Below are 22,281 nucleotides of genomic sequence, written 5' to 3' on the forward strand. Positions count from 1 at the left end.
TACCCAGCAACACCTGACACTCTTATCTAGACGTAAGACTCGAGCACGTGAGAAAGGTGAGCACTGACGTGACACTGTTCCGTGCAGATGAGCAAGGACTGCCCGAGGGGCACCGGAAGGCCCCTCAAACCAAGGCACAACGCAAGCGCACACTTGGTGTGACACTCTTAGTTGGTTCACTTGTTCTGGCAGTCGGGTTGGCTGCTGTTCCTTCTGCCTACGTCATTGAGCAGCCAGGTCCCTGGTTCGACACCTTGGGCACAGTTTCGGTTCCAGACCCCGAGGATGACACCAAAAAAGACAAGATTCCGCTGATCACTATCGAGGGGACGGAATCTTTCCCCACGACAGGTGAATTGGATCTGCTCACTGTTTCTGTGCTGGGTAATCCCGAGCAGACTCCATCCTGGTTGGAAGTTGCAACTGCCTGGTTCGATCCCTCTAAAGCCGTCGTGCCTCTTGAGGCGATTTTCCCCAAGCAAGAATCAACAGAAGAGCGTGAAGCGGCCAACACAGCTCAGATGGTTGATTCCCAGCAGGACGCTATTGCAGCCGCTCTCACAAATTTGGGCTATGACGTAGTTGTAGGCGTGGAAGTACTGGGATTCACTGATGATTCACCTGCCAAGTCAGTGCTTTCGCTCGGCGACGTCATTACAGCTTTCAATGGCACTGCTGTGGAGAGTGTTCCTCAATTGCGTGAACTGCTCAAAGCCAATGGAACGTCCACCCCAGGAATTGTGAGCTTCACCCGCAAGGGTGTGGCACAAGAAGCCCAAGTCACACCAATGGATGTGAATGGCAACATCGTGCTCGGTATCGGCGCGAAGTCGAAGTATGACTTCCCCTTCGACGTCTCTATCCGTCTCGATGATGTGGGCGGTCCCAGTGCAGGAATGATGTTTGCTCTTGGCATCATTGACAAGCTCACTCCGCAGGACATCACCGACGGCAATCACTTCGCTGGCACGGGAACGATTGATGCACAGGGCAACGTCGGCCCCATTGGTGGTATTCAACAGAAGCTTTATGGTGCCAAAAAGGCAGGAGCTACCTACTTCCTTGCCCCCGCAGGTAACTGTGATGAAGTCGTGGGACATGTGCCCGCAGGGCTGCAGGTGTATTCCGTGGAAACCCTCAACGATGCACTTAATGTGTTGTCTTTTGTGGAAATGCACGGCGAAAAATCAGAGGCGATGAATGCCAAAATGGGCATGCTCGCAACGTGTCAGAATTAGTCCCGAACCAACCGTCATTGATAGAGGTCAATTGTGAGTAATGCAACACCTACCCCTGGTCGCCTGGGAACTAGAAGACCGCTCGCCATCACCATTGGTGTGTTGGTTGTTCTTCTCATCGCATTCTTTGCCTTCGCGAGTGTCTATGCGGATGTGCTCTGGTACAAGCAGCTGGGCTACCTCAACGTGCTCACTACCCAGTGGTATGCCGCAGCAGGCTTCTTTGTGGCCGGCTTCATTGCCATGGCGGTTCCAGTTTGGCTCTCTATCCAGATCGCGTATCGTCGCCGTCCGGTATATGCGCGCCTGAACTCACAGCTTGATCGCTACCAGGACGTAATTGAGCCGCTTCGGAAACTTCTCACCTGGGGTGTACCCGCACTGCTCGGTGTCTTTGCAGGTTTGTCAACGGCGACCCGTTGGCAGTTGGCCATGCTCTCTTTCAACAGTGTGTCCAGTGGTCAAACCGATCCACAGTTCAACATGGACATTTCGTTCTATCTGTTCAACTTGCCCTTCTATCAGGCCGCTGTTGCATTGTTCTCAGCCATTGTGTTGCTCTCGGGTCTTGCCGCACTGATCACCAACTATGTCTATGGCTCCATTGCCGTAGCTAAGCGTGAGCTTCGTGTGGCGAAGGCCGCACGAATTCAGCTGGCTGTGATCGCAGCTATCTACATTGCCCTTCAGGCAGTCAGCATCTGGCTTGATCAATTTGCCACGATGACGAGCGACAAAGGTTTGATCACGGGCGCCGGTTATACCGATGTCAACGCAACCATCCCCGGTCTCCAGATTCTCTCTGTCATTGCGATCTTGGTTGCTCTGCTGTTTATCGTCACCGCCTTCACTGGCCGTTGGCGCCTTCCTCTGGTGGGTACCGCAATGCTCGTTGTGGCAGGTCTCATCCTGACCATGGGATACCCCTGGGTTATGCAGCGTTTCATTGTTGACCCTTCTGAGCGCAGCTTGGAAGAGCCTTACATTGCCCGCAATATTGACCTCACTCGTGAGGCTTATGGCATCTCTGATGTGGAAGAAATTCCTTACAACGCCACCACAGATGCCACTGCAGGTGCTCTTCGTGCAGATGCTGAGACCACTGCCAGCATCCGCATCATTGACCCTGCTCTCGTGAGCGCATCTTTTGCTCAGCTTGAGCAGTTCAAGCAGTACTACTCTTTCCCAGAGGAACTCGATGTGGATCGATACAACATCGACGGTAAGAGCCAAGATTCGGTCGTTGCGGTACGTGAACTCAATCAGGCAGGTATTGGTTCTTCGCAGAGTTGGTACAACAACACACTGGTGTACACCCACGGTTACGGCATGGTCTCTGCCTATGGAACTGAGCGTTCAGCCGATGGTCAGCCTGTCTTCCTCGAAGCAGGAATTCCTTCCTCGGGCCAACTCGGTAAATTTGAACCCCGAATTTACTTTGGTGAGAAATCACCCGTGTATTCCATCGTCGGTGGAACTACCAAAACCAAGCCTGTTGAGTTGGACTACCCCGCCTCGGGTGAGCAAAACGAGCAGGTCTACACGACCTTCGCAGGTAATGGTGGACCCAAGCTGGACAACATCTTCAACCGTCTCGTCTACGCACTGAAGTTCCAAAGTGAAGAGATTCTTCTTTCGGACGCGGTCACCAATGATTCTCAGATCATCTACAGCCGCAACCCACTTGAGCGCGTCAAGAAGGTAGCTCCCTACCTGACCCTCGACTCGGACCCATACCCCACCGTGGTGGATGGCAAGGTTCTGTGGGTCATTGATGCCTACACAACCAGTGAGAACTACCCCTACTCAAAGGTGGAGTCACTCTCCTCGGTGATCAGCGACCAGCCTGAAGCATCGAATGCGTTCACACTGGATAACGTCAACTACATCCGTAACTCGGTCAAGGCAACAGTGGATGCCTATGACGGTTCTGTCACCCTCTACACCTGGGATGAAAACGACGCCGTCTTGAAGACCTGGCAGAAGATTTACCCATCCAACATCAAGCCCATGAGCGAGATGTCGGCAGAGTTGATGAGCCACGTTCGTTACCCCACCGATTTGTTCAAGGCACAGCGCTCGATCCTGGGCCAGTACCACGTGACCGATGCTGGTTCGTTCTACTCCAGCGATGACGCGTGGGTTACTCCCAACGATCCCACCGCTGCGACAGACACCACCAAGTATCAGTCGCCCTATTACCTGACGATGAAGGTGCCCGGAGCAGAGACGCCTGCCTACTCCATCTACTCCACCTTCATTCCGAAGGCTTCGGGAACCTCCAGCCGTAACGTGCTCACCGGTTACCTCGTAGCCGATGCGGATGCAGGTGCTGAGAAGGGCAAGCGCTCTGCCGATTATGGCAAGCTACGTTTGTTGACCCTGCCGAAGGATGTCACCGTTCCAGGTCCAGGACAGGTTCAGAACAACTTCAACGCTGACCCTGCCGTTTCCAAGGAACTCAACCTTCTGTCGCAAGGCTCAACCAACGTGCTGAAGGGTAACTTGCTTACTCTGCCCGTCGGTGGCGGTCTGCTCTACGTCCAGCCGGTGTATGTGCAATCCACCGGTAATACCAGTTACCCACTGCTGAAGAAGATCCTGGTTGCCTTCGGTGACAAGATTGCCTTCGAAGACACCCTGCCATTGGCGCTGGATGCACTCTTTGGCGGTAACGCTGGCGTGGATGACCCCACAAACGGGGGAGCAGAAGCTCCAGAGCCTGACCCAGCTGCTGACAATGGCGGAAACACTCCGTCGACCAACAGCACGCTAAACCAGGCGCTCCAAGCAGCTAAGGCAGCGCTCGCCGACCGTGAAGCAGCTCGCATAGCTGGTGACTGGGCTGCCTACGGCGTGGCGGATGCAGCATTGACGGAAGCTCTGACCAAAGCCCTCGCCGCCTCAAACCAGTAAATCCCTTTATTTATAAGGATTTAGGTATCACGAGTTTAGGTAAGGCTAGCCTTATCTGAGAGTTTCCTGAGAGCAAATACCGCTCAATGGAATAAAAATACCAAAATTGCTCCATTTGAGGCGTAGCGTCAAAGTATGGGTTCTAAACCCACAAAGGCGTAGAACTCATCATCGCGACAGCTTCGCGGTGCGGTAATTGTAAATGAGACGCCTTGGAGGCAGCCATGGAATGGCTTGACCCGTTAGCTTTGGCACGTTGGCAGTTTGGTTTGACTACGGTCTACCACTTCTTGTTCGTGCCCATCACGATTGGTATGGCGCTCTCAGTAGCTCTGTTCCAAACCGCGTGGTATCGCACCAACAAAGTGCACTACCTGCAGTTGACCCGTTTTTTTGGAAACTTATTCCTCATCAACTTCGCTATGGGCGTCGTAACGGGAATCGTTCAAGAATTCCAGTTCGGTATGAATTGGTCTGATTACTCACGATTTGTTGGCGACATTTTTGGTGCACCACTTGCGTTTGAAGGATTGATGGCCTTCTTCTTCGAAGCTACCTTCATCGGATTGTGGATTTTTGGTTGGGACAAACTTCCACGAGGTCTCCATCTCGCAACGATTTGGCTCACCTGGGTGGGTACGGTTCTATCTGCGTACTTCATCTTGGCCGCTAATGCTTTCATGCAGAACCCAGTTGGCTTTGAAATGAATGCAGAAAAAGGGCGCGCAGAACTCGTCGACATTGTTGCAGTCTTGGCTAACCCCATCGCAACAAACCAATTCCCGCACACCATTCTGGGATCGATCATGGTTGCTGCAGCAATCATTGTCTCTACCTCTGCTTGGCACCTTTCACGAAACCAGAACATCGACACCATGCGTCCTGCATTGAAATTTGGACTCTGGGCATTATTGGGTTCAGGCATCATGATGTTCATCTCTGGTGACTCGCTCGGCCTTGCCATGGTCGAAGCACAACCAATGAAGATGGCAGCTGCAGAAGCTCTCTACACAACCTCTGCAAATGCGTCCTTCTCGGTGTTCTCAATCGGAACTCCAGACGGTTCATCTGAAATCTGGTCGGTACGCGTTCCCGGACTCTTGTCATTCTTGTCCACCCACACCTTCACCGGTGAGGTTGAAGGCATCAACGACCTCCAGGCTGCATACACAGCTGCCTACGGCCCTGGTGACTATGCACCACTGATCTGGGTGGCCTACTGGTCCTTCCGTTGGATGATTGGCCTCGGAGCACTTGCTGCTTTTGTCGCTGTTGTTGGCCTCTGGATGACTCGCGGAAACCGCAACCCTGGCAAGTGGGCTTGGAAGGCAGCCACGTGGAGCTGGCCACTGCCACTTCTCGCAATGACTGTCGGGTGGATTTTCACCGAGATGGGTCGTCAACCTTGGATTGTCTTTGGACTTCTCAAGACCGAAGACGGCGTTTCACCTGGAGTCACAGGACTTGAAGTACTGATCTCTCTCGTGGCCTTTACGGCTATCTATGGAGTGCTGGCTGTTGTTGAAGCCAAACTCTTCCTCAAGGCAGCCCAAAAGGGTCCTGCTCCCGTTGAGATGACGAAGGTGGATGGCTCTGATGAAGAGCAGCCCGTCCTCGTCGGAACTGTCTACTAGGAGGACACGATGGATCTCGCATACCTTTGGTTCTTTATCGTTGGATTCCTCTTCATTGGGTATTTCGTACTAGATGGCTTCGACTTTGGCGTAGGAATGTCTCTGCCCTTCTTAGGGAAGGATGACACGGATCGTCGTGTCCTCATCAACACCATTGGTCCCGTATGGGACCTCAACGAGACCTGGGTCATCGTTGCAGGTGCCAGCTTGTTTGCTGCTTTTCCTGAGTGGTACGCAACACTCTTCAGTGGCTTCTACCTCGCACTGTTGCTGATTCTCCTTGCGCTCATCGTTCGTGGTGTTTCATTCGAATACCGCCATAAGAACCCTGAGTCCAAGTGGAAGAAGTGGTTCGACGGAATGATCATCGTCGGATCAGCGTTGCCCGCACTGCTGTGGGGTGTTGCTTTTGCCAACATCGTTCAAGGTGTGGCACTGAGTGAAAACCACATTTACACCGGTGGTCTCTTGCCACTGCTCAACCCCTATGCCCTCCTGGGCGGAATCACTACTCTCGTCTTGTTCTTTACCCACGGAGTTGTGTTCATCACGTTGAAGACAGAGGGTGAGCTCAAAGAGCGAGCACGCAAGCTGGCCATCAAGTCAGGCCTCGTCACGATTGTGGTTGCTGCCACCTTCTTGGTGTGGACCACGATTGCCTTTGGATCGGTACTTTCAGGCGCTGTCGCTGTTATTGCGGCTCTGGCACTGATTACTGCCTACTTGCTTAACCTGCGTGGACGTGAAGGCTGGTCCTTCGCATTCATGTCAGTCACGGTTGCAACTGCGGTGTTGAGCTTGTTCCTTGCACTGTTCCCTGACGTGATGCCTGCATCAAATAACCCTGCCTACAGCCTCACCATTGAGAATGCGTCGTCTTCGGATTACACGCTCACGGTGATGACGTGGACCGCCTTAATCTTCATGCCCGTCGTGTTGGTTTACCAAGGCTGGACCTACTGGGTTTTCCGCAAGCGCGTGACACGTCAGAGTGTTCTGGCGGCAGCTCACTAGGCTTTCGCCTATGGCTACTGGACCGGTAGATCCCCGGTTATTGAGATACGCGTCGGCGGCGAGGTTCTTCCTCGTCGCCGGCGCCTTTCTCGCGCTCGCGCAGGTGGCCACCACAATTGGATTTGCGTGGGGCGTCGCACAGGGAATTAGCGGTGCTGTCTCTGGAAAGTCCCTTCACGAGTTGATTCCCTCTTTTCAACTCATCTTGGCGTCTGTGGCTGTCCGTGCTGTGGTGTTGTGGTTGATGGATCTTGCCGCCACCCGCGGAGCGGCGAAGGCCAAATCTCAGCTGCGTTTGCGTGTGGTGGCTGCAATAGCCAAACTTGGGCCTCAGTGGATGGCAACACACAACTCTGCCCAGCTCACGACCATCATCGGTCGCGGCCTCGAGGCAATGGACCCTTATTTTTCTAGGTATTTGCCCCAGCTGATACTGACGGGGTTAGCAACACCGGTTCTGTTGGTCGTTCTGTTCAGCTCTGATTTTGGTACGGGGCTGACTGTACTCATCACGTTGCCACTTATCCCGCTTTTCATGATTCTGATTGGCTGGGCAACCAGGAGTGTTCAGGCCCAACAATGGCGCCAATTGACCACTCTGTCTTCAGGATTCCTCGATGTTGTCGAGGGACTCTCAACCCTCAAGATCTTTGGTCGTGCCCAGCGACAGTCTGAACACATTGAGTCGCTGACAGAGGACTACCGTAAGCGCACGATGAAAGTGCTGAGGATTTCCTTCCTCTCTGGGTTCACCCTGGAATTAATTGCTTCGTTATCGGTCGCACTTGTTGCCGTCTCTATCGGCATTCGATTGATTGATGGAAGTCTTGCCCTCTCCGTGGGTTTATTTGCGCTCTTGCTCACTCCTGAGGCGTATCTGCCCATTCGAAACGTTGGTGCTCAATTCCATGCAGCAGCGGAAGGTGTCGCGGCGGCTGATGATGTCTTCGACATCCTGGACTCGGCAGATCAAAAATCTGTGCACACTCCTCGAGCTCAGGGCTCTTTAGATTCGGCCATTGTTGATAATGGAATCCGCCGTGATGATCGCGAACTCAGTGCAAACGGTCGAGAGTTCATGGTTACTCTTTCGGGACCCACAACCGCGACCCAACTCAACCAAGGTCCTGCCTTTACGGTGAGGGGACTCAGTGTTCGCCTGGGAGACCGACAAATTTTGGACAACCTGACTTCAGAGTTCTTACCTGGCGCCATCACCGCAGTGGTGGGGCCGAGTGGGGTAGGCAAGAGCACGTTGGTGAATGCCCTCATGGGGTTTGTACCTGTTCGAGGAGATATCGGGTGGGGCGACACATTCTTCACTGGTAGTGGTGTTGCCCGGGCAGAAATTGCCTGGGCCCCCCAATCCGCCAGTCTTGTCGCTGGGTCTATCTTCGAGAACATCACCTTGGGATCCAAGGGGAAAATCGACTCAAACCTGGTGCAACAAGCTTGTGAACTTGCAGCAGTCGAAGACTTAGACCGTGAACTTGTGCTGGGGGTGGCAGGGACTGGGCTTTCTGGAGGTCAAGCTCAACGAGTGTCTTTAGCACGTGCGTATTTCCGAGCATTGACTCACAACACGCCCATTCTTGTATTAGATGAGCCCACCTCGGCTTTGGATTCAGCAACAGAAAAGCGTGTTGTTGAAGGAATGCGCACCTTTGCCGGGAGCGGTCACACCGTAATTGTGGTCAGTCACCGGCCTGCAGTCATTGCTGCCGCAGACGCGATTTGTCAGCTCAATCCTGTATCTGAGGAGGTGAGCTCATGAGTGGGGTGAAGGAAGTTCTCCGTTTAGCTCAACCTCCGTTGAGTAAATTTGCGCCAGGAGTTATTTTTGGCATTTTCTCTGCAGGAGCAGCTGTCTCTTTGCTAGCCGTCTCCTCTTGGTTGATCACTCGTGCCGGCGATATGCCCCCGATTATGTATTTGAATATGGCCATTGTGGGGGTTCGATTCTTTGCGCTCGCTCGAGCCTCATTCAGATATGTAGAACGGCTATCAAGCCACGATGCTGCATTCCGCTCACTCTCAACATTGCGAGTGGCGATGTATCGCCGATTAGTTCCGTTAGCGCCCGACGGGTTAGCGAGAACTCGTCGTGGAGATCTTCTTTCACGTCTCGTGGCAGATGTTGATCAACTCCAAGATCTCCCGCTTCGAGTTATTCAGCCTGTTGTGATCGCACTAGTGGTGAGCCTAGGAAGCGTGATTGCGGTCTGGATGATTTTGCCACCAGCTGGGTTCGCACTGCTCATCGCTCTCGTCTTCGCCGGTCTTGTGGGGACTGTGCTTCAATCGATGCTCGCCTCAGGATCAGACCGGGCATTAGCCGGTGTGAGAGCTCAGCTGGATGACACCGTGATGGATGTCGTGTCACGACTTGATGTGCTTTCAGCATTTGGGGCTTTGGATGGTCGCATGAAAGATGTTGCTCGAGCAGATCGTGAGCTCAGAGATGTTCAACTTCGTCGAGCGGTCTCATCGGGGGCTGTCGCGGCTTTACTTTCGCTGATTGCGGGTCTGGCAACACTCATTGCTCTGTGGATCAGCGTTCCACATCTTGTATTTCCCGCAGATGCCAATGAAACACCGGGTCTGGGCTGGGGTGTCTTCAGCGGCCCCTATTTAGCCATCGTTGTGCTAGTTCCGATGGCCGTCTTCGAGGTTTTCCAAACTTTGCCTCAAGCTTTGGGCGTCTGGCGAGCTGTGAAAACCAGTGCAACACGAGTTGCTGAGGTGACTCCAGAAACAATTCCTTCAGAAATCCCACGCGAACACATGTCACTGCCGATGGCAAACCTGGGAAGCTTTGACTCGCTCGAGTTATCTGGTGTGTCGGCGTCCTGGCCAGGGGCAGGCTCTCCGGCCCTTCATCCCCTCTCTTTCACTCTTCGCGCTGGAGAATGCTTGCTGGTGGAAGGCCACAGCGGTTCGGGAAAGACGACGCTTGCCCACGTGCTGGTTCGATTCCTTGATCATTCTGGCCAGTATGCGATCAACGGTGTTGATGTTCGCTCACTCTCAGTAGAACAAGTGCGGCAATACGTGGGATTGGTTGAACAATCACCTCACATGTTCTCTCAGTCCATCCGTCAAAATTTGCTCTTTGCACACCCCACTGCGAATGACCAAGAACTCATGAGCGCCTTGAACCGTGTGGGCTTATCAGAGTGGGTTACCCAGCGTGGGGGATTAGACGCACAGGTTGGTGAAAAGGGAGCTTTGGTATCTGGTGGCCAAGCGCAGCGTCTAGGTTTAGCGCGCGCACTGCTGCATGATTTCCCGGTTCTCATTTTGGACGAGCCCACAGCCAATGTTGATCCTGGTCAAGCCGATGCACTCATGCGGGACGTGCTAGAGGCAAGTAAATCAGCTCACCGCGCAGTCATTGTGATTTCTCACGTTCCTGTCCCCGACACATTAGTGACATCAAAACTGACTCTGAATTAGCTACTTGTTTCGAGGCAAGAAGCGTGGCACGTAGATCAACATCATGATGACTCCCACGAGGCCAGCAACTCCAGTAATCGCAGATGCAAGAGCCAGAGAGAGCGCAGCAGTGATGGCTGCAATTCCCATCGGGGCAAGTGCAGCACCGGAGTCGGTGATAAATCTCCATGCTCCAAGGAAAGGTGCAGGGTTTCGTTTATCGGCGAGGTCTGACGCCAAGGTGAGCAAGATTCCTGAGCCGATGCCATTTCCCACGGCAAACAAGAACGCTGTAGCCACGAACCAGAACACATTCGTGCTCACATCATGCGAGACGGACAGAACGAAAAGAGCAGAGGACATCACCATCATGGACGGCACAATCGAGGCCAAACGCCCCCATTTATCCATAATTTGACCGCTTGAGAAGAAGAGCAAGAAGTCAATGGCGGTGGCCAAGCCAATAATCAGTGCCGTGTCAGAATCTTTGATTCCGATACTCACAGCCCACAGAGGAAAGATCACTGTTCGGCCAGAGCGCAGCGCCATCACCAGCGCAGATGCACCGCCCAAACGGGCAAGAACGCGCCAATTCTTCTTGATGGTGGAGAAGAGACCGATGGTCTCTTGCTCAACTTCCAGCTCACCTGAGGTGACCTGGTGACCTGTGGAGTCACGCATGCGTTCAGCTCGACCAAAGGTTTTCTCAGGGTCTGGCATAAACAACAAGACAGCACCAGTGCCCAGCGTGAAGATAACCATGATCCAGAACGCAGCCAGGGGAGTGTGAGTCACAGCAAGCACTGCGGCACTGAGGAAAGGCCCCATCACGGCGCCGGCTCTAAACATGCCACCGAGCGTGGACAGGGCCCGAGCTCGGTACTCAAAGGGCACAAACGTGGTCAAAAAGGCATGCCGCGCTAGGGCAAACGCACTCGTGGCCAGGCCGATGAAGAAAATACCGAGGCCCAAGATGAACGGATTTGTCGCGGCTAGAGCCAGCCCGCCACCGATGAGAGCAATGAGGGTTGACCACAGCATGGCCATCCGCTCGCCGATGCGAGCGATGATCCACCCGCTGGGAATATCTCCAATGACGATGCCGAGGGTGAGCATTCCTGCTACCAAACCTGCTGTGGCGAGGTTGGCTCCCACATTCTGGGCAATGACCGGAACGATTGGAATGAAGGCTGCTTCGCCAGCCGTAAAGAGCAGCGTTGGCAGGTAGACCGGAAGCGCCGCTTGTCGCAGTTGAAAGGGGGCGCTGGAGTTGCTCATGTCGTGTACGAGCCTACGCCCCAGCTCCCGCCGGTAGGCTGGACTCACAATGCTTGACCTTGATCTCTCCGAGCAGATTCGTGCTCTGCGCTCCACGTTTGCGGACATTCGTGCTGTCGTCGACGTTGATCGCCTCACCGCTGAGATTTCCCGCCTGAGTGAATTAGCGGAAGCCCCTGATCTCTGGGATGACACCGCGAATGCTCAGAAAGTGACGAGTGAACTGAGCCACCGCCAGGCAGAACTCACCACAATCAACAGCATTGAAGCCCGTCTCGACGACCTCGAAGTGCTCATTGAGCTAGCCAATGAAGCTGGCGATGAAGACTCTGCCAAAGAAGCCGAAGCAGAATTGCTCAGCATCACCGCCATCTTGGGCGAGCTCGAAGTGCAGACTCTGCTCAACGGTGAATATGACTCCTATCCCGCCGTGATCACCATCCGTTCCGGTGCTGGTGGCGTGGACGCAGCTGACTTCGCTGAGATGCTGCTGCGCATGTATCTGCGCTGGGCAGAAAAGCACAACTACAAGGTCAACGTCCTTGACACGAGCTATGCCGAAGAAGCAGGAATCAAGTCTGCAACCTTCGAAGTGGATGCTCCCTACGCTTTTGGAACGCTTTCGGTTGAGGCAGGAACTCACCGTCTGGTGCGCATGAGCCCCTTCAACTCTGCGGGGAAGCGTCAGACCTCGTTTGCTGCGGTCGAAGTAGTGCCACTCATGCCCGAGTCAGCAGCCATTGAGATCCCAGAAAACGACATCCGTGTGGATGTGTTCCGATCCAGTGGTCCTGGTGGCCAGTCGGTGAACACCACCGACTCTGCTGTCCGCATCACTCACATTCCCACCGGTTTGGTGGTTAGCTGCCAGAACGAGAAGAGCCAGATTCAAAACCGCGCAGCGGCAATGCGTGTGCTCACTTCGCGTTTGCTGTTGTTGCAACGCGAAGAAGAGAACGCAAAGAAGAAAGAACTCGCCGGAAACATCACAGCCAGCTGGGGAGACCAGATGCGCAGCTACGTTCTAGCGCCCTACCAAATGGTCAAGGATCTGCGTTCGGAATACGAAGTGAATAACCCCTCGAACGTGTTCGACGGTGACCTCGACGGCTTTATTGCTGCGGGTATTCGCTGGAGAAAGTCAGCAGAAACTAGCTAGAAACTGGCGCGTTTTGCCCCAAGTGAAGTCGGGCAAACTCCAACGTTTCCACCAGCAGAGCTAAGCGCTCTTCTTCGGTCTTTGCCTTGCGTGTATTGACCTCGGCAACGACGTGACCATCCCAGTCCTTGGCAGCTAAGTGCTGAAGAACTTCTGCAACAGGCTGTTTGCCATAGCCGGGGAGCAGGTGCTCATCGAAGATGCGGTTGTCGTCGGCAGCTGCTGAGCCATCGGTGAGGTGCACGTGACGCAGGCGGTCACCATATTCGAGCGCGAGCTCAAGGCTGTCATGACCGGACAATGCTGCGTGAGAGAAATCCAGGGTAATGGCATCGCAGTCGAGCTCACGAGGATCAGGGCCTGGCGCATAGGCCTGCATCTGTGAGTTGCGCACCTTCCAGGGGAACATGTTCTCCACGGCGATGGTGATGCCCGTGTTTTCGCTGGTTTGGCGCACGATGTCGAGGAATTTCTCGGCATAGGTGGATTGCCAGCGGAAGGGTGGGTGAACCACAACGGTGCTCGCACCGACGTTGGCTGCTAATTCGGCAGACTTTTCAAGTTTGATCTGAGGATCCCGCCCCCACACAAAGTGAGTCAGCAAGAGCACAGGTGCATGGATAGAGAGCACGGGCATCTCGTAGGTGTCGATGAGCTTTTTGATGCCGTCCACACTCTGCGTGACGGGCTCACGAGTGACCATCACCTCGACACCGTCGAAGCCGGCAAGGTTCGCGAAACGGAAGCCATCTTCACAGGCCAGGGGATATACGCAGGATGCGCTCATACCAACTTGAATCATTTGTTCCAGCCTAGTTGGGTCGCTGAGTGAGAAATGGGCGTTTATCCCCAGCGCGCTGGGAGTTAACCGAGAGTTTGAACGTCGTAGACTTATCCCTATGCCAGAAAACGACATGAAGCCCCGTAGTCGCGACGTAACAGACGGTATCGAGAAAGCTGCCTCGCGCGGCATGCTCCGTGCTGTCGGCATGGGAGATGAAGACTGGAGTAAGCCCCAGATTGGTGTGGCGAGTTCCTGGAACGAGATCACTCCCTGCAACCTCAGTCTTGACCGCCTGGCACAGGCATCCAAGGAAGGTGTCCACTCTGGTGGTGGCTACCCTCTCCAGTTTGGAACCGTGTCCGTTTCTGACGGTATTTCCATGGGTCACGAGGGTATGCACTTCTCCCTGGTTTCCCGTGAAGTAATTGCTGACTCTGTTGAAACCGTCATGCAGGCAGAGCGCCTCGATGGTTCAGTTCTCCTGGCCGGTTGCGACAAATCGCTTCCTGGCATGTTGATGGCTGCAGCTCGTCTCGACTTGGCCTCCGTATTCCTCTATGCCGGATCTATTGCTCCCGGTTGGGTTCGTCTCTCCGACGGCACCGAAAAGAACGTCACCATCATTGATGCTTTCGAAGCTGTGGGCGCCTGCAAGGCAGGCACCATGAGCGAGGAAGACCTCGACCGCATTGAGCGCGCCATCTGCCCAGGTGAAGGTGCGTGTGGCGGTATGTACACCGCGAACACCATGGCTTCGGTTGCAGAAGCACTCGGAATGAGCCTTCCCGGCTCGGCAGCGCCACCAAGTGCCGACCGCCGTCGTGACTACTTCGCACACCGTTCCGGTGAAGCAGTTGTCAACCTGATTCGCCAGGGCATCACCGCTCGCGACATCATGACCAAGAAGGCGTTCGAGAACGCTATCGCTGTGGTCATGGCCTTCGGTGGATCCACCAACGCTGTTCTGCACCTGCTTGCCATTGCTCGCGAAGCAGAGGTTGACCTCACCCTCGAAGACTTCAATCGCATTGCCGACAAGGTTCCTCACATCGGTGACCTCAAGCCTTTCGGTCAGTACGTCATGAACGACGTTGACCGCGTGGGTGGTGTTCCTGTTGTGATGAAGGCCCTGCTTGACGCAGGCCTGCTTCACGGTGATGCTCTGACCGTGACCGGTAAGACTCTGGCTGAGAACCTCGCTGAGATGAACCTGCTTCCTCTCGATGGTGAAGTTATTCGCACCCTCGACAACCCCATTCACGCAACCGGTGGTATCTCGATCCTTCACGGTTCACTTGCTCCTGAGGGCGCAGTGGTGAAGACCGCAGGCTTTGACCTCGAAGTATTTGAAGGTCCAGCTCGCGTGTTTGAGCGCGAACGTTCAGCAATGGATGCCCTCACCGAAGGCAACATCAAGAAGGGCGACATCGTCCTCATTCGCTACGAAGGCCCCAAGGGTGGACCCGGTATGCGTGAGATGTTGGCCATCACCGCAGCTATCAAGGGTGCGGGACTGGGTAAAGATGTTCTACTATTGACAGACGGACGATTCTCAGGCGGCACAACCGGACTGTGTATCGGACATATAGCTCCCGAGGCTGTTGACGGTGGACCCGTCGCCCTCGTGCGCGATGGTGATCTCATACGGGTCGATATCGCAGCTCGGACGCTCGACCTACTCGTCGACGAATCAGAGCTCGAAGCCCGCCGAATCGGCTGGGCTCCGCTCCCTCCGCGTTACACCCGCGGTGTACTGGCAAAGTACGCCAAGCTGGTGCACTCCGCATCTGAGGGTGCGATTACTGGGTAACGACGCCCCAATCACTTTTCGCCTTCCTACTTAAGGGATTCACGATGTCTACGGAATCACTCCCCACCACGACGCCTGCCAAGGCGTCCAATGCACCTGTCATGACCGGCGCAGAAGCAGTCGTGCGCACCTTGGAACTCTTGGGTGTTACCGATGTGTTCGGTTTACCTGGCGGTGCCATCCTCCCGGTCTATGACCCACTGATGGACTCTAAGAAGTTGCGTCACATCTTGGTTCGCCACGAGCAGGGTGCTGGCCACGCTGCTCAGGGGTATGCCTCGGCAACTGGAAAGACCGGTGTCTGCATTGCGACCTCCGGTCCTGGTGCAACCAACCTTGTTACCGCCATTGCTGACGCCTACATGGACTCAGTTCCTCTGCTGGCTATCACGGGTCAGGTGTTCTCGCACCTGATGGGTACCGATGCGTTCCAGGAAGCTGACATCGTCGGAATCACAATGCCGATTACCAAGCACTCGTTCTTGGTCACCAAGGCTGAAGACATTCCCGCAACGATTGCTGCGGCGTATCACATTGCCTCGACAGGCCGTCCAGGTCCCGTTCTCGTCGACATCACCAAGGATGCTCAGCAAGCAGAAGCACCATTTATCTGGCCTGCCATGCTGGATCTTCCCGGTTACCGCCCGGTAACAAAGGCCCACGGCAAGCAGATTCAGGCCGCAGCGGATCTCATCGTGGAAGCCAAGAAGCCTGTCTTCTATGTCGGCGGTGGAATTATTCGTTCTGGCGCGTCCAAGGAGCTCTTGGAGCTCGTTGACCTCGTTGGTGCACCCGTTGTGACCACGTTGATGGCTCGTGGAGCATTCCCCGATAGCCACGAAAACAACCTCGGTATGCCCGGAATGCACGGAACTGTTCCTGCCGTGTTGGCACTGCAGGAATCTGATCTGCTCATTACCTTGGGTGCTCGTTTCGATGACCGTGTGACCGGAAAGGCGTCGTTGTTCGCACCGAACGCCAAGGTGATTCACGTTGACATTGACCCAGCTGAAATTGGCAAGATTCGTGCCGCTGAAGTTCCTATCGTGGGTGACCTCAAGGATGTCATTGCTGATCTCGTAGAGACCTACAAGGCAACCCCAGCGGCAAAGCACGCTGACTTCTCCGAATGGTGGAGCACCCTCAACTCGCTGCGCAAGGAATACCCCTTGGGTTACAGCGCACCAACCGACGGCTTGCTTGCCCCTCAGCACATCATCACCCGCATCGGTGAGATGTCCGGTCCAGAGGCCATCTTTGCTTCTGGCGTGGGCCAGCACCAGATGTGGGCTGCACAGTTCATCAAGTACAACCGCCCCAACTCCTGGCTGAACTCAGGTGGTGCAGGAACCATGGGTTACTCCGTGCCTGCAGCAATGGGTGCCAAGGTGGGCGAGCCTGACCGTGTGGTCTGGGCTATTGATGGCGATGGCTGCTTCCAGATGACCAACCAAGAGTTGGCTACCTGCACCATCAACAACATCCCCATCAAGGTGGCGATTATCAATAACTCGTCCCTGGGTATGGTTCGCCAGTGGCAGACCCTGTTCTATGACGGTCGCTACTCCAACACGGACTTGAACACTGGTCACGACACCATTCGTGTTCCTGACTTCGTCAAGCTTGCTGACGCCTATGGTGCTCTCGGCATCCGCGTCACCAAGGAAGAAGAAATTGATGCCGCTATCAAGCTGGCTCTTGAAACGAACGATCGCCCCGTGGTGATTGACTTCGTGGTGAGTGCTGACTCAATGGTGTGGCCCATGGTTCCGCAGGGAGTGAGCAACAGCTACGTTCAGTACGCCAGAGATCACGCGCCCACCTGGGACACGGACGAGTAGGGGAGTAGCCATCATGAGCACACACATTTTGAGCCTCCTCGTTGAGGACAAGCCAGGTCTGTTGACCCGCGTTGCTGGTCTGTTCGCCCGCCGCGGCTTCAACATTGAATCTCTAGCTGTGGGACACAGCGAGATTGAAGGTCTCTCACGCATCACCGTGGTGGTGGATGTGGAGAACCTTCCCCTCGAACAGATCACCAAGCAGCTCAACAAGCTGGTCAACGTGATCAAGATTGTGGAACTCGATCCTGAGCAGTCTGTTGCCAGAGAGCACATGCTGATCAAGGTTCGCGTCGACAACTCCACACGTTCACAGGTACTCGAAGCAGTGTCACTGTTCCGCGCACGTGTTGTGGACGTTGCCACCGATGCCCTCGTCATTGAGGTCACCGGTAACTCAGCAAAGATCTCTGCATTCCTCAAGGTTCTCGAGCCTTATGGAATCAAGGAACTCGCACAGTCTGGTCTGCTGGCTATCGGTCGCGGTAGCAAGTCAATCACCGAGCGCGTGTTCAAGAACTAGATTTCCCGATTTTCCAAACCTACAAACAAGGAGAAAACCCAAAGTGACTGAAATTCACTACGACAAGGACGCAGACCTCGAGCTCATCAAGAGCAAGAAGGTTGCTGTTATCGGTTACGGCTCACAGGGCCACGCACACGCACTCAACCTGCACGACTCCGGCGTTGACGTCGTCGTTGGCCTGAAGGCTAACTCGAAGTCGATTGCTAAGGCAGAAGAGGCTGGCCTCAAGGTCATGACCACTGCCGAAGCTGCTGCTTGGGGCGACGTTATCGTCATCCTTGCACCAGACCAGTTCCAGCGTCACCTCTACGCAGATGACATTGCTCCTAACCTCTCTGCAGGTAAGACCCTCATCTTCGGTCACGGTTTCAACATCCGTTACGGCTACATCACCGCTCCTTCGAACGTTGACGTTGCACTCGTAGCTCCTAAGGGCCCAGGCCACACCGTTCGTCGCGAGTACCTTGCAGGCCGTGGTGTTCCTGTCATCGTCGCTGTCGAGAACGACGCATCTGGCAAGGCATGGGACCTCGCATGGTCTTACTCCAAGGCAATCGGTGGTCTGCGTGCCGGTGGTATCAAGACCACCTTCACCGAGGAGACCGAAACTGACCTCTTCGGCGAGCAGGCTGTCCTCTGTGGTGGCGCTTCTCAGCTCGTGATGTACGGCTTCGAGACCCTCGTTGAGGCTGGCTACCAGCCTGAGATCGCGTACTTCGAGGTTCTGCACGAGCTCAAGCTCATTGTTGACCTCATGTGGGAAGGTGGCATCGCCAAGCAGCGTTGGTCGGTTTCCGACACTGCAGAGTTCGGTGACTACGTTTCCGGTCCTCGCGTGATCGACCCTTCGGTCAAGGAGCACATGAAGGAAGTTCTCGCAGACATCCAGAACGGTGCATTCGCAACCCGCTTCATCAACGACCAGGACGCTGGAGCTCCCGAGTTCCTCGCCCTCCGCGACAAGGGTGCAGCGCACCCCATCGAGGCAACCGGTCGCAAGCTGCGCGAGCTCTTCGCATGGCGTCCACAGGACAAGGACTACACCGAGGGTTCTGCCGCTCGCTAGTCATTAGCTAAACGAGAGGATGCGCCACGCGCGTCACGTATGAGTACTCCAGAAGAAGATGCCCTCAGTTGGGCAGGCGACGATGATCGCCTGACAACGGGCTCTCCACAGAGTGCGAAACGGGACGCGAGTGGCGCTTCTTCCGTTAAGAAGCCACGAACCAAGGCCCCACAGGAAGCAGCGGAGACCGCTGAGCTTCCTGCGGGCCTCAGCTCAGCTGCCCTGATTGGCTTTGGAATCTTTGCCGGGATCTACTTGCTGTACTCCGTAGCGTGGTTGATTACCGCTTTGCGGAACCCCACCCAGATTGCTGATGCGCTCGGCAATGCCATGTTCCAGTTCGGGCTGTGGCTGTCTGTTGCTGCCCCTGCAATCTGGTTTGGTGCCGTTCTTTACCTCGGCAAAGAAAAGAAAGTTTCCACCCGGTTGCTGTACTTGCTCTTAGGTGTCGCCATTCTCATTCCCTGGCCTTACGTCTCTTGGGCAGGTTAGATATGAACGAGAAATTGAAGCGTTCGGTGGGGGCATGGATACTTGCCGCCGTGTTTGCCCTGCTTTTTGCTTATGACGTCTGGGAAGGCATTGGCAACTTCATTGGAGTAATGTCCCAAAGCCTGTCCCTCGGTATCGGTCTGAGTGCTTTTGGCTGGTTTGCGGTCATCTTCGGAATCGTGGCACCGGTAGTTCTCTTTTTTGGTGCGCTGTGGTTTACCAGAAAGAAATCATTTGCTCCTGCACTGGTGATCTATATCGTCGCGTTGTCCCTCTCCGCCGTGGTGGGTGTGGACCTCGCACTTGGCACCAACGCATTCCTCATTTTCAGCGTGAATTAGCGCAAAACAGCCCCAAACCGCTCGGGTAGACTTGAACCTCTCCTGAGCTCCACAACCCAAGGAAATACATACTCGTGACTAAGCCCGTCGTACTCATCGCTGAAGAGCTTTCTCCTGCCACTATCGAGGCTCTGGGCCCCGATTTCGACGTGCGCGTCGTTGACGGCACTGACCGTCCCGCTCTTCTGGAAGCAGTGCACTCTGCCAGCGCAATCTTGGTTCGCTCCGCAACCCAGGTTGATGCTGAAGTACTTGCTGCAGCACCTAACCTCAAGGTCATTGCGCGTGCTGGTGTGGGCCTGGATAACGTCGACATCAAGGCAGCTACCACTGCCGGTGTCATGGTGGTCAACGCACCCACCTCCAACATTATTTCTGCCGCTGAGCTCACCTGTGGTCACATCTTGAGCCTGGCTCGTCACATTCCTGCAGCTCACGCAGCACTTGCCGAAGGCAAGTGGAAGCGCAGTGCTTACACCGGTACTGAACTGTTTGAAAAGACCATTGGCATCATCGGTCTGGGTCGCATTGGTGCGCTCATTGCTGAGCGTATGAAGGCGTTTGGTACCAAGGTTGTGGCATACGACCCCTACGTCACCTCAGCCCGTGCCCAGCAGCTGGGTGTTCAGCTCCTCTCGCTCAATGAGCTCATTGAAACCTCTGACTTCATCACCATCCACATGCCCAAAACTCCTGAGACCACCGGCATGATCGGCACTGCTCAGCTCAAGGCGATGAAGCCCACTGCATACGTCATCAACGTCGCACGCGGTGGCCTCATTGACGAAGATGCTCTGTATGAAGCTCTGACCAACAACGTCATTGCCGGTGCTGGTTTGGACGTATTCGTTTCCGAGCCTCCCACTGGTTCGCCCTTGCTGGGTCTGCCCAACGTCATCACCACCCCTCACCTGGGTGCTTCTACTGATGAAGCTCAGGAAAAGGCTGGTATCTCGGTTGCCAAGTCGGTTCGCCTTGCTCTCAGTGGTGAGCTCGTTCCTGACGCAGTGAACGTTGCCGGTGGTGTGATTGATCCTTACGTCCGCCCCGCTATTCCTCTAGTGGAGAAGCTCGGACAGGTCTTCTCAGGTCTGGCACACACCAGCCCATTGACCTCAGTCGATGTTGAGGTCCGTGGTGAGATCACACAGTTCGACACTTCTGTGCTCAAGCTGGCAGCTCTCAAGGGAATCTTCACCAACGTGGTCAGTGAGAGCGTCTCCTATGTCAACGCTCCCTTGCTGGCTGAGCAGCGTGGCATTGAAGTGCGCACACTGAGCGAAGAAGAATCTCCTGAATACCGCACCGTGCTCACCATTCGTGGTGCGCTGAGCGACGGTACACAGATCTCCGTTTCGGGAACTCTGGCTGGTATCAAGCAGGTTGAGAAGATTGTCGAAATCAACGGCTACGAAGTAGACGTCCCCATCGATGACCACCTCATCGTGATGCAGTACATCGATCGTCCCGGAATCGTTGCCGTATATGGCAAGGAATTCGGTGACGCCAAGATCAACATCGCCGGTATGCAGATTGCTCGCCAGAACCTTGGTGGCAAGGCACTGTCTGTGCTGACCGTGGACTCACCCGTTCCCGCATCACTGCTCGAAAAGGTTCGTAAGGCCATCGATGCAGATGTCATGCTCGAAGTAGACATCACCGAATAAGTTCAGAACAACGCAAGGAAAACCCATGTCGCGCACACTCAAGCTCGCAGTCATCCCTGGTGACGGTATTGGCCCCGAGGTCATTGCTGAAGCAGTGAAGGTGCTGGACGTGGTCGCTCCCTCTGCAGATCTGGTTATCGAGAAGACACAGTTCTCGCTCGGCGCTGACCGCTACCTCGCCACCGGCGACGTGCTTAGCGAAGAAGATCTCACAGCTATTGCCTCTCACGAAGCAATCCTGTTAGGTGCTGTCGGTGGAAAGCCTGGCGATCCTCGTATTCCTGCTGGCATCATCGAGCGTGGTCTTCTGCTGAAGCTGCGCTTCAGCTTGGACCACTACGTTAACCTGCGTCCAACCACGATCTTCCCCGGTGTTGTCAGCCCATTGGCTAACCCCGGTGACGTGGACTTTGTGGTTGTGCGTGAAGGAACCGAAGGACCTTATGTGGGCAACGGTGGCGCACTTCGCCAGGGAACTCCCTACGAAATCGCCAACGAACTTTCCGTCAACACCGCACACGGTGTTGAGCGTGTCGTTCGCTACGCGTTCGAGCTTGCCGCCAAGCGTGATCGCAAGAAGCTGACTCTTGTTCACAAAACCAACGTCTTGGTCAACGCTGGTTCTCTGTGGAGCCGCATCGTGGATGCTGTTGCTGCTGAATACCCTCAGGTTTCGGTGGACTACCTTCACATTGACGCAGCCACCATTTTCTTCGTCACTGACCCTGCACGCTTCGACGTCATCGTCACCGACAACTTGTTCGGCGACATCCTCACCGACCTTGCTGCTGCGATCAGCGGCGGAATTGGTCTCGCTGCGAGTGGAAACATCAACCCCACCAACGCATTCCCCAGCATGTTTGAACCAGTACACGGTTCTGCTCCTGACATTGCTGGTCAACAGAAAGCTGACCCCACCGCAGCAATCCTCTCCGTGGGACTGCTGCTGGAACACTTTGGCTACGCTGAGGCCGCAGCGCGCATCAATGATGCTGTCGCTACTGACCTCTCTGAGCGTGGTTCTGCCCCCCGTCGTACGAGTGAGATTGGCGACGCCATTGTCGCCCGTCTGTCCTAAGA

17 protein-coding genes are annotated in these 22,281 nt (G+C 55.0%); 15 read left to right on the forward strand and 2 right to left on the reverse strand.

Annotated elements, in window-relative coordinates; translation table 11 throughout:
- Positions 1-68 precede the first annotated feature (68 nt).
- The 6 genes from AURMO_RS02685 (at position 69) to cydC (ending at position 10,258) form a co-directional block, all read left to right on the forward strand.
- The gene (locus tag AURMO_RS02685) at positions 69-1,238 is read left to right on the forward strand and encodes a YlbL family protein (RefSeq protein ID WP_239406855.1); all 1,170 of its coding nucleotides are present in this window, start codon (positions 69-71) and stop codon (positions 1,236-1,238) included.
- Between the two features lie 33 nt (positions 1,239-1,271).
- A complete protein-coding gene (locus tag AURMO_RS02690) occupies positions 1,272-4,154 on the forward strand; it encodes a UPF0182 family membrane protein (protein ID WP_204163636.1) in 2,883 nt (960 codons plus the stop codon).
- Between the two features lie 224 nt (positions 4,155-4,378).
- Complete coding sequence (locus AURMO_RS02695) at positions 4,379-5,788, forward strand: cytochrome ubiquinol oxidase subunit I (RefSeq protein ID WP_110233034.1); 1,410 nt, start codon at positions 4,379-4,381, stop codon at positions 5,786-5,788.
- Between the two features lie 9 nt (positions 5,789-5,797).
- The gene (cydB, locus tag AURMO_RS02700; RefSeq protein ID WP_110233035.1) at positions 5,798-6,802 is read left to right on the forward strand and encodes a cytochrome d ubiquinol oxidase subunit II; all 1,005 of its coding nucleotides are present in this window, start codon (positions 5,798-5,800) and stop codon (positions 6,800-6,802) included.
- 10 nt (positions 6,803-6,812) lie between these two features.
- Positions 6,813-8,576, forward strand: a complete 1,764-nt coding sequence (gene cydD / locus AURMO_RS02705) for a thiol reductant ABC exporter subunit CydD (RefSeq protein WP_110233036.1) — start codon at positions 6,813-6,815, stop codon at positions 8,574-8,576.
- The gene (gene cydC / locus AURMO_RS02710; RefSeq protein ID WP_110233037.1) at positions 8,573-10,258 is read left to right on the forward strand and encodes a thiol reductant ABC exporter subunit CydC; all 1,686 of its coding nucleotides are present in this window, start codon (positions 8,573-8,575) and stop codon (positions 10,256-10,258) included. Before cydD ends, cydC begins: the two co-directional genes overlap by 4 nt.
- On the opposite strand, the gene AURMO_RS02715 is transcribed toward cydC, so the two are convergent.
- Positions 10,259-11,515 carry an MFS transporter gene (locus AURMO_RS02715; protein ID WP_110233038.1) on the reverse strand — a complete coding sequence of 419 codons (1,257 nt, stop codon included), beginning with the start codon at positions 11,513-11,515 and terminating at the stop codon, positions 10,259-10,261.
- Positions 11,516-11,564: 49 nt separating this feature from the next.
- On the opposite strand from AURMO_RS02715, the gene prfB reads away from it, so the two are divergent.
- Entirely contained in the window at positions 11,565-12,674 is a 1,110-nt protein-coding gene (gene prfB / locus AURMO_RS02720; RefSeq protein WP_110233039.1) for a peptide chain release factor 2, read from the forward strand.
- Here the strand turns inward: prfB and AURMO_RS02725 are convergent.
- Positions 12,667-13,476 (reverse strand): sugar phosphate isomerase/epimerase family protein, encoded by an 810-nt coding sequence (locus AURMO_RS02725; RefSeq protein ID WP_110233040.1) that lies wholly within the window; start codon positions 13,474-13,476, stop codon positions 12,667-12,669. The genes prfB and AURMO_RS02725 overlap by 8 nt on opposite strands.
- Before the next feature lie 97 nt (positions 13,477-13,573).
- Between AURMO_RS02725 and ilvD the strand changes: the two genes are divergently transcribed.
- From ilvD to AURMO_RS02765, 8 genes are all read left to right on the forward strand, one after another.
- A complete protein-coding gene (ilvD, locus tag AURMO_RS02730; protein WP_110233041.1) occupies positions 13,574-15,268 on the forward strand; it encodes a dihydroxy-acid dehydratase in 1,695 nt (564 codons plus the stop codon).
- A gap of 44 nt (positions 15,269-15,312) precedes the next feature.
- On the forward strand, positions 15,313-17,109 hold the full coding sequence (locus tag AURMO_RS02735; protein WP_110233042.1) for an acetolactate synthase large subunit: 1,797 nt from the start codon (positions 15,313-15,315) through the stop codon (positions 17,107-17,109).
- A gap of 13 nt (positions 17,110-17,122) precedes the next feature.
- Positions 17,123-17,632 carry an acetolactate synthase small subunit gene (ilvN, locus tag AURMO_RS02740; protein ID WP_110233043.1) on the forward strand — a complete coding sequence of 170 codons (510 nt, stop codon included), beginning with the start codon at positions 17,123-17,125 and terminating at the stop codon, positions 17,630-17,632.
- Positions 17,633-17,675: 43 nt separating this feature from the next.
- Positions 17,676-18,701 carry a ketol-acid reductoisomerase gene (gene ilvC, locus AURMO_RS02745; protein WP_110233044.1) on the forward strand — a complete coding sequence of 342 codons (1,026 nt, stop codon included), beginning with the start codon at positions 17,676-17,678 and terminating at the stop codon, positions 18,699-18,701.
- A 39-nt stretch (positions 18,702-18,740) separates the two neighbouring features.
- The gene (locus AURMO_RS02750; protein ID WP_110233045.1) at positions 18,741-19,193 is read left to right on the forward strand and encodes a hypothetical protein; all 453 of its coding nucleotides are present in this window, start codon (positions 18,741-18,743) and stop codon (positions 19,191-19,193) included.
- Between the two features lie 2 nt (positions 19,194-19,195).
- Positions 19,196-19,534 carry a hypothetical protein gene (locus AURMO_RS02755; protein WP_110233046.1) on the forward strand — a complete coding sequence of 113 codons (339 nt, stop codon included), beginning with the start codon at positions 19,196-19,198 and terminating at the stop codon, positions 19,532-19,534.
- Between the two features lie 74 nt (positions 19,535-19,608).
- A complete protein-coding gene (gene serA / locus AURMO_RS02760; RefSeq protein WP_110233047.1) occupies positions 19,609-21,201 on the forward strand; it encodes a phosphoglycerate dehydrogenase in 1,593 nt (530 codons plus the stop codon).
- A gap of 25 nt (positions 21,202-21,226) precedes the next feature.
- Entirely contained in the window at positions 21,227-22,279 is a 1,053-nt protein-coding gene (locus tag AURMO_RS02765; RefSeq protein WP_110233048.1) for a 3-isopropylmalate dehydrogenase, read from the forward strand.
- The last annotated feature ends 2 nt before the right edge of the window (positions 22,280-22,281 follow it).

This window comes from Aurantimicrobium photophilum (assembly GCF_003194085.1).
Lineage (GTDB): Bacteria > Actinomycetota > Actinomycetes > Actinomycetales > Microbacteriaceae > Aurantimicrobium > Aurantimicrobium photophilum.

What these genes read in the sequence shown, in the direction of transcription:
- AURMO_RS02695 (WP_110233034.1), top strand. Translation starts at nt 4,379, where the DNA reads ATGGAATGGCTTGACCCGTTAGCTTTGGCACGTTGGCAGTTTGGTTTG.
- cydB (WP_110233035.1), top strand. Translation starts at nt 5,798, where the DNA reads ATGGATCTCGCATACCTTTGGTTCTTTATCGTTGGATTCCTCTTCATT.
- cydD (WP_110233036.1), top strand. Translation starts at nt 6,813, where the DNA reads ATGGCTACTGGACCGGTAGATCCCCGGTTATTGAGATACGCGTCGGCG.
- cydC (WP_110233037.1), top strand. Translation starts at nt 8,573, where the DNA reads ATGAGTGGGGTGAAGGAAGTTCTCCGTTTAGCTCAACCTCCGTTGAGT.
- AURMO_RS02715 (WP_110233038.1), bottom strand. Translation starts at nt 11,515, where the DNA reads ATGAGCAACTCCAGCGCCCCCTTTCAACTGCGACAAGCGGCGCTTCCG.
- prfB (WP_110233039.1), top strand. Translation starts at nt 11,565, where the DNA reads ATGCTTGACCTTGATCTCTCCGAGCAGATTCGTGCTCTGCGCTCCACG.
- AURMO_RS02725 (WP_110233040.1), bottom strand. Translation starts at nt 13,476, where the DNA reads ATGATTCAAGTTGGTATGAGCGCATCCTGCGTATATCCCCTGGCCTGT.
- ilvD (WP_110233041.1), top strand. Translation starts at nt 13,574, where the DNA reads ATGCCAGAAAACGACATGAAGCCCCGTAGTCGCGACGTAACAGACGGT.
- AURMO_RS02735 (WP_110233042.1), top strand. Translation starts at nt 15,313, where the DNA reads ATGTCTACGGAATCACTCCCCACCACGACGCCTGCCAAGGCGTCCAAT.
- ilvN (WP_110233043.1), top strand. Translation starts at nt 17,123, where the DNA reads ATGAGCACACACATTTTGAGCCTCCTCGTTGAGGACAAGCCAGGTCTG.
- AURMO_RS02750 (WP_110233045.1), top strand. Translation starts at nt 18,741, where the DNA reads ATGAGTACTCCAGAAGAAGATGCCCTCAGTTGGGCAGGCGACGATGAT.
- AURMO_RS02755 (WP_110233046.1), top strand. Translation starts at nt 19,196, where the DNA reads ATGAACGAGAAATTGAAGCGTTCGGTGGGGGCATGGATACTTGCCGCC.
- AURMO_RS02765 (WP_110233048.1), top strand. Translation starts at nt 21,227, where the DNA reads ATGTCGCGCACACTCAAGCTCGCAGTCATCCCTGGTGACGGTATTGGC.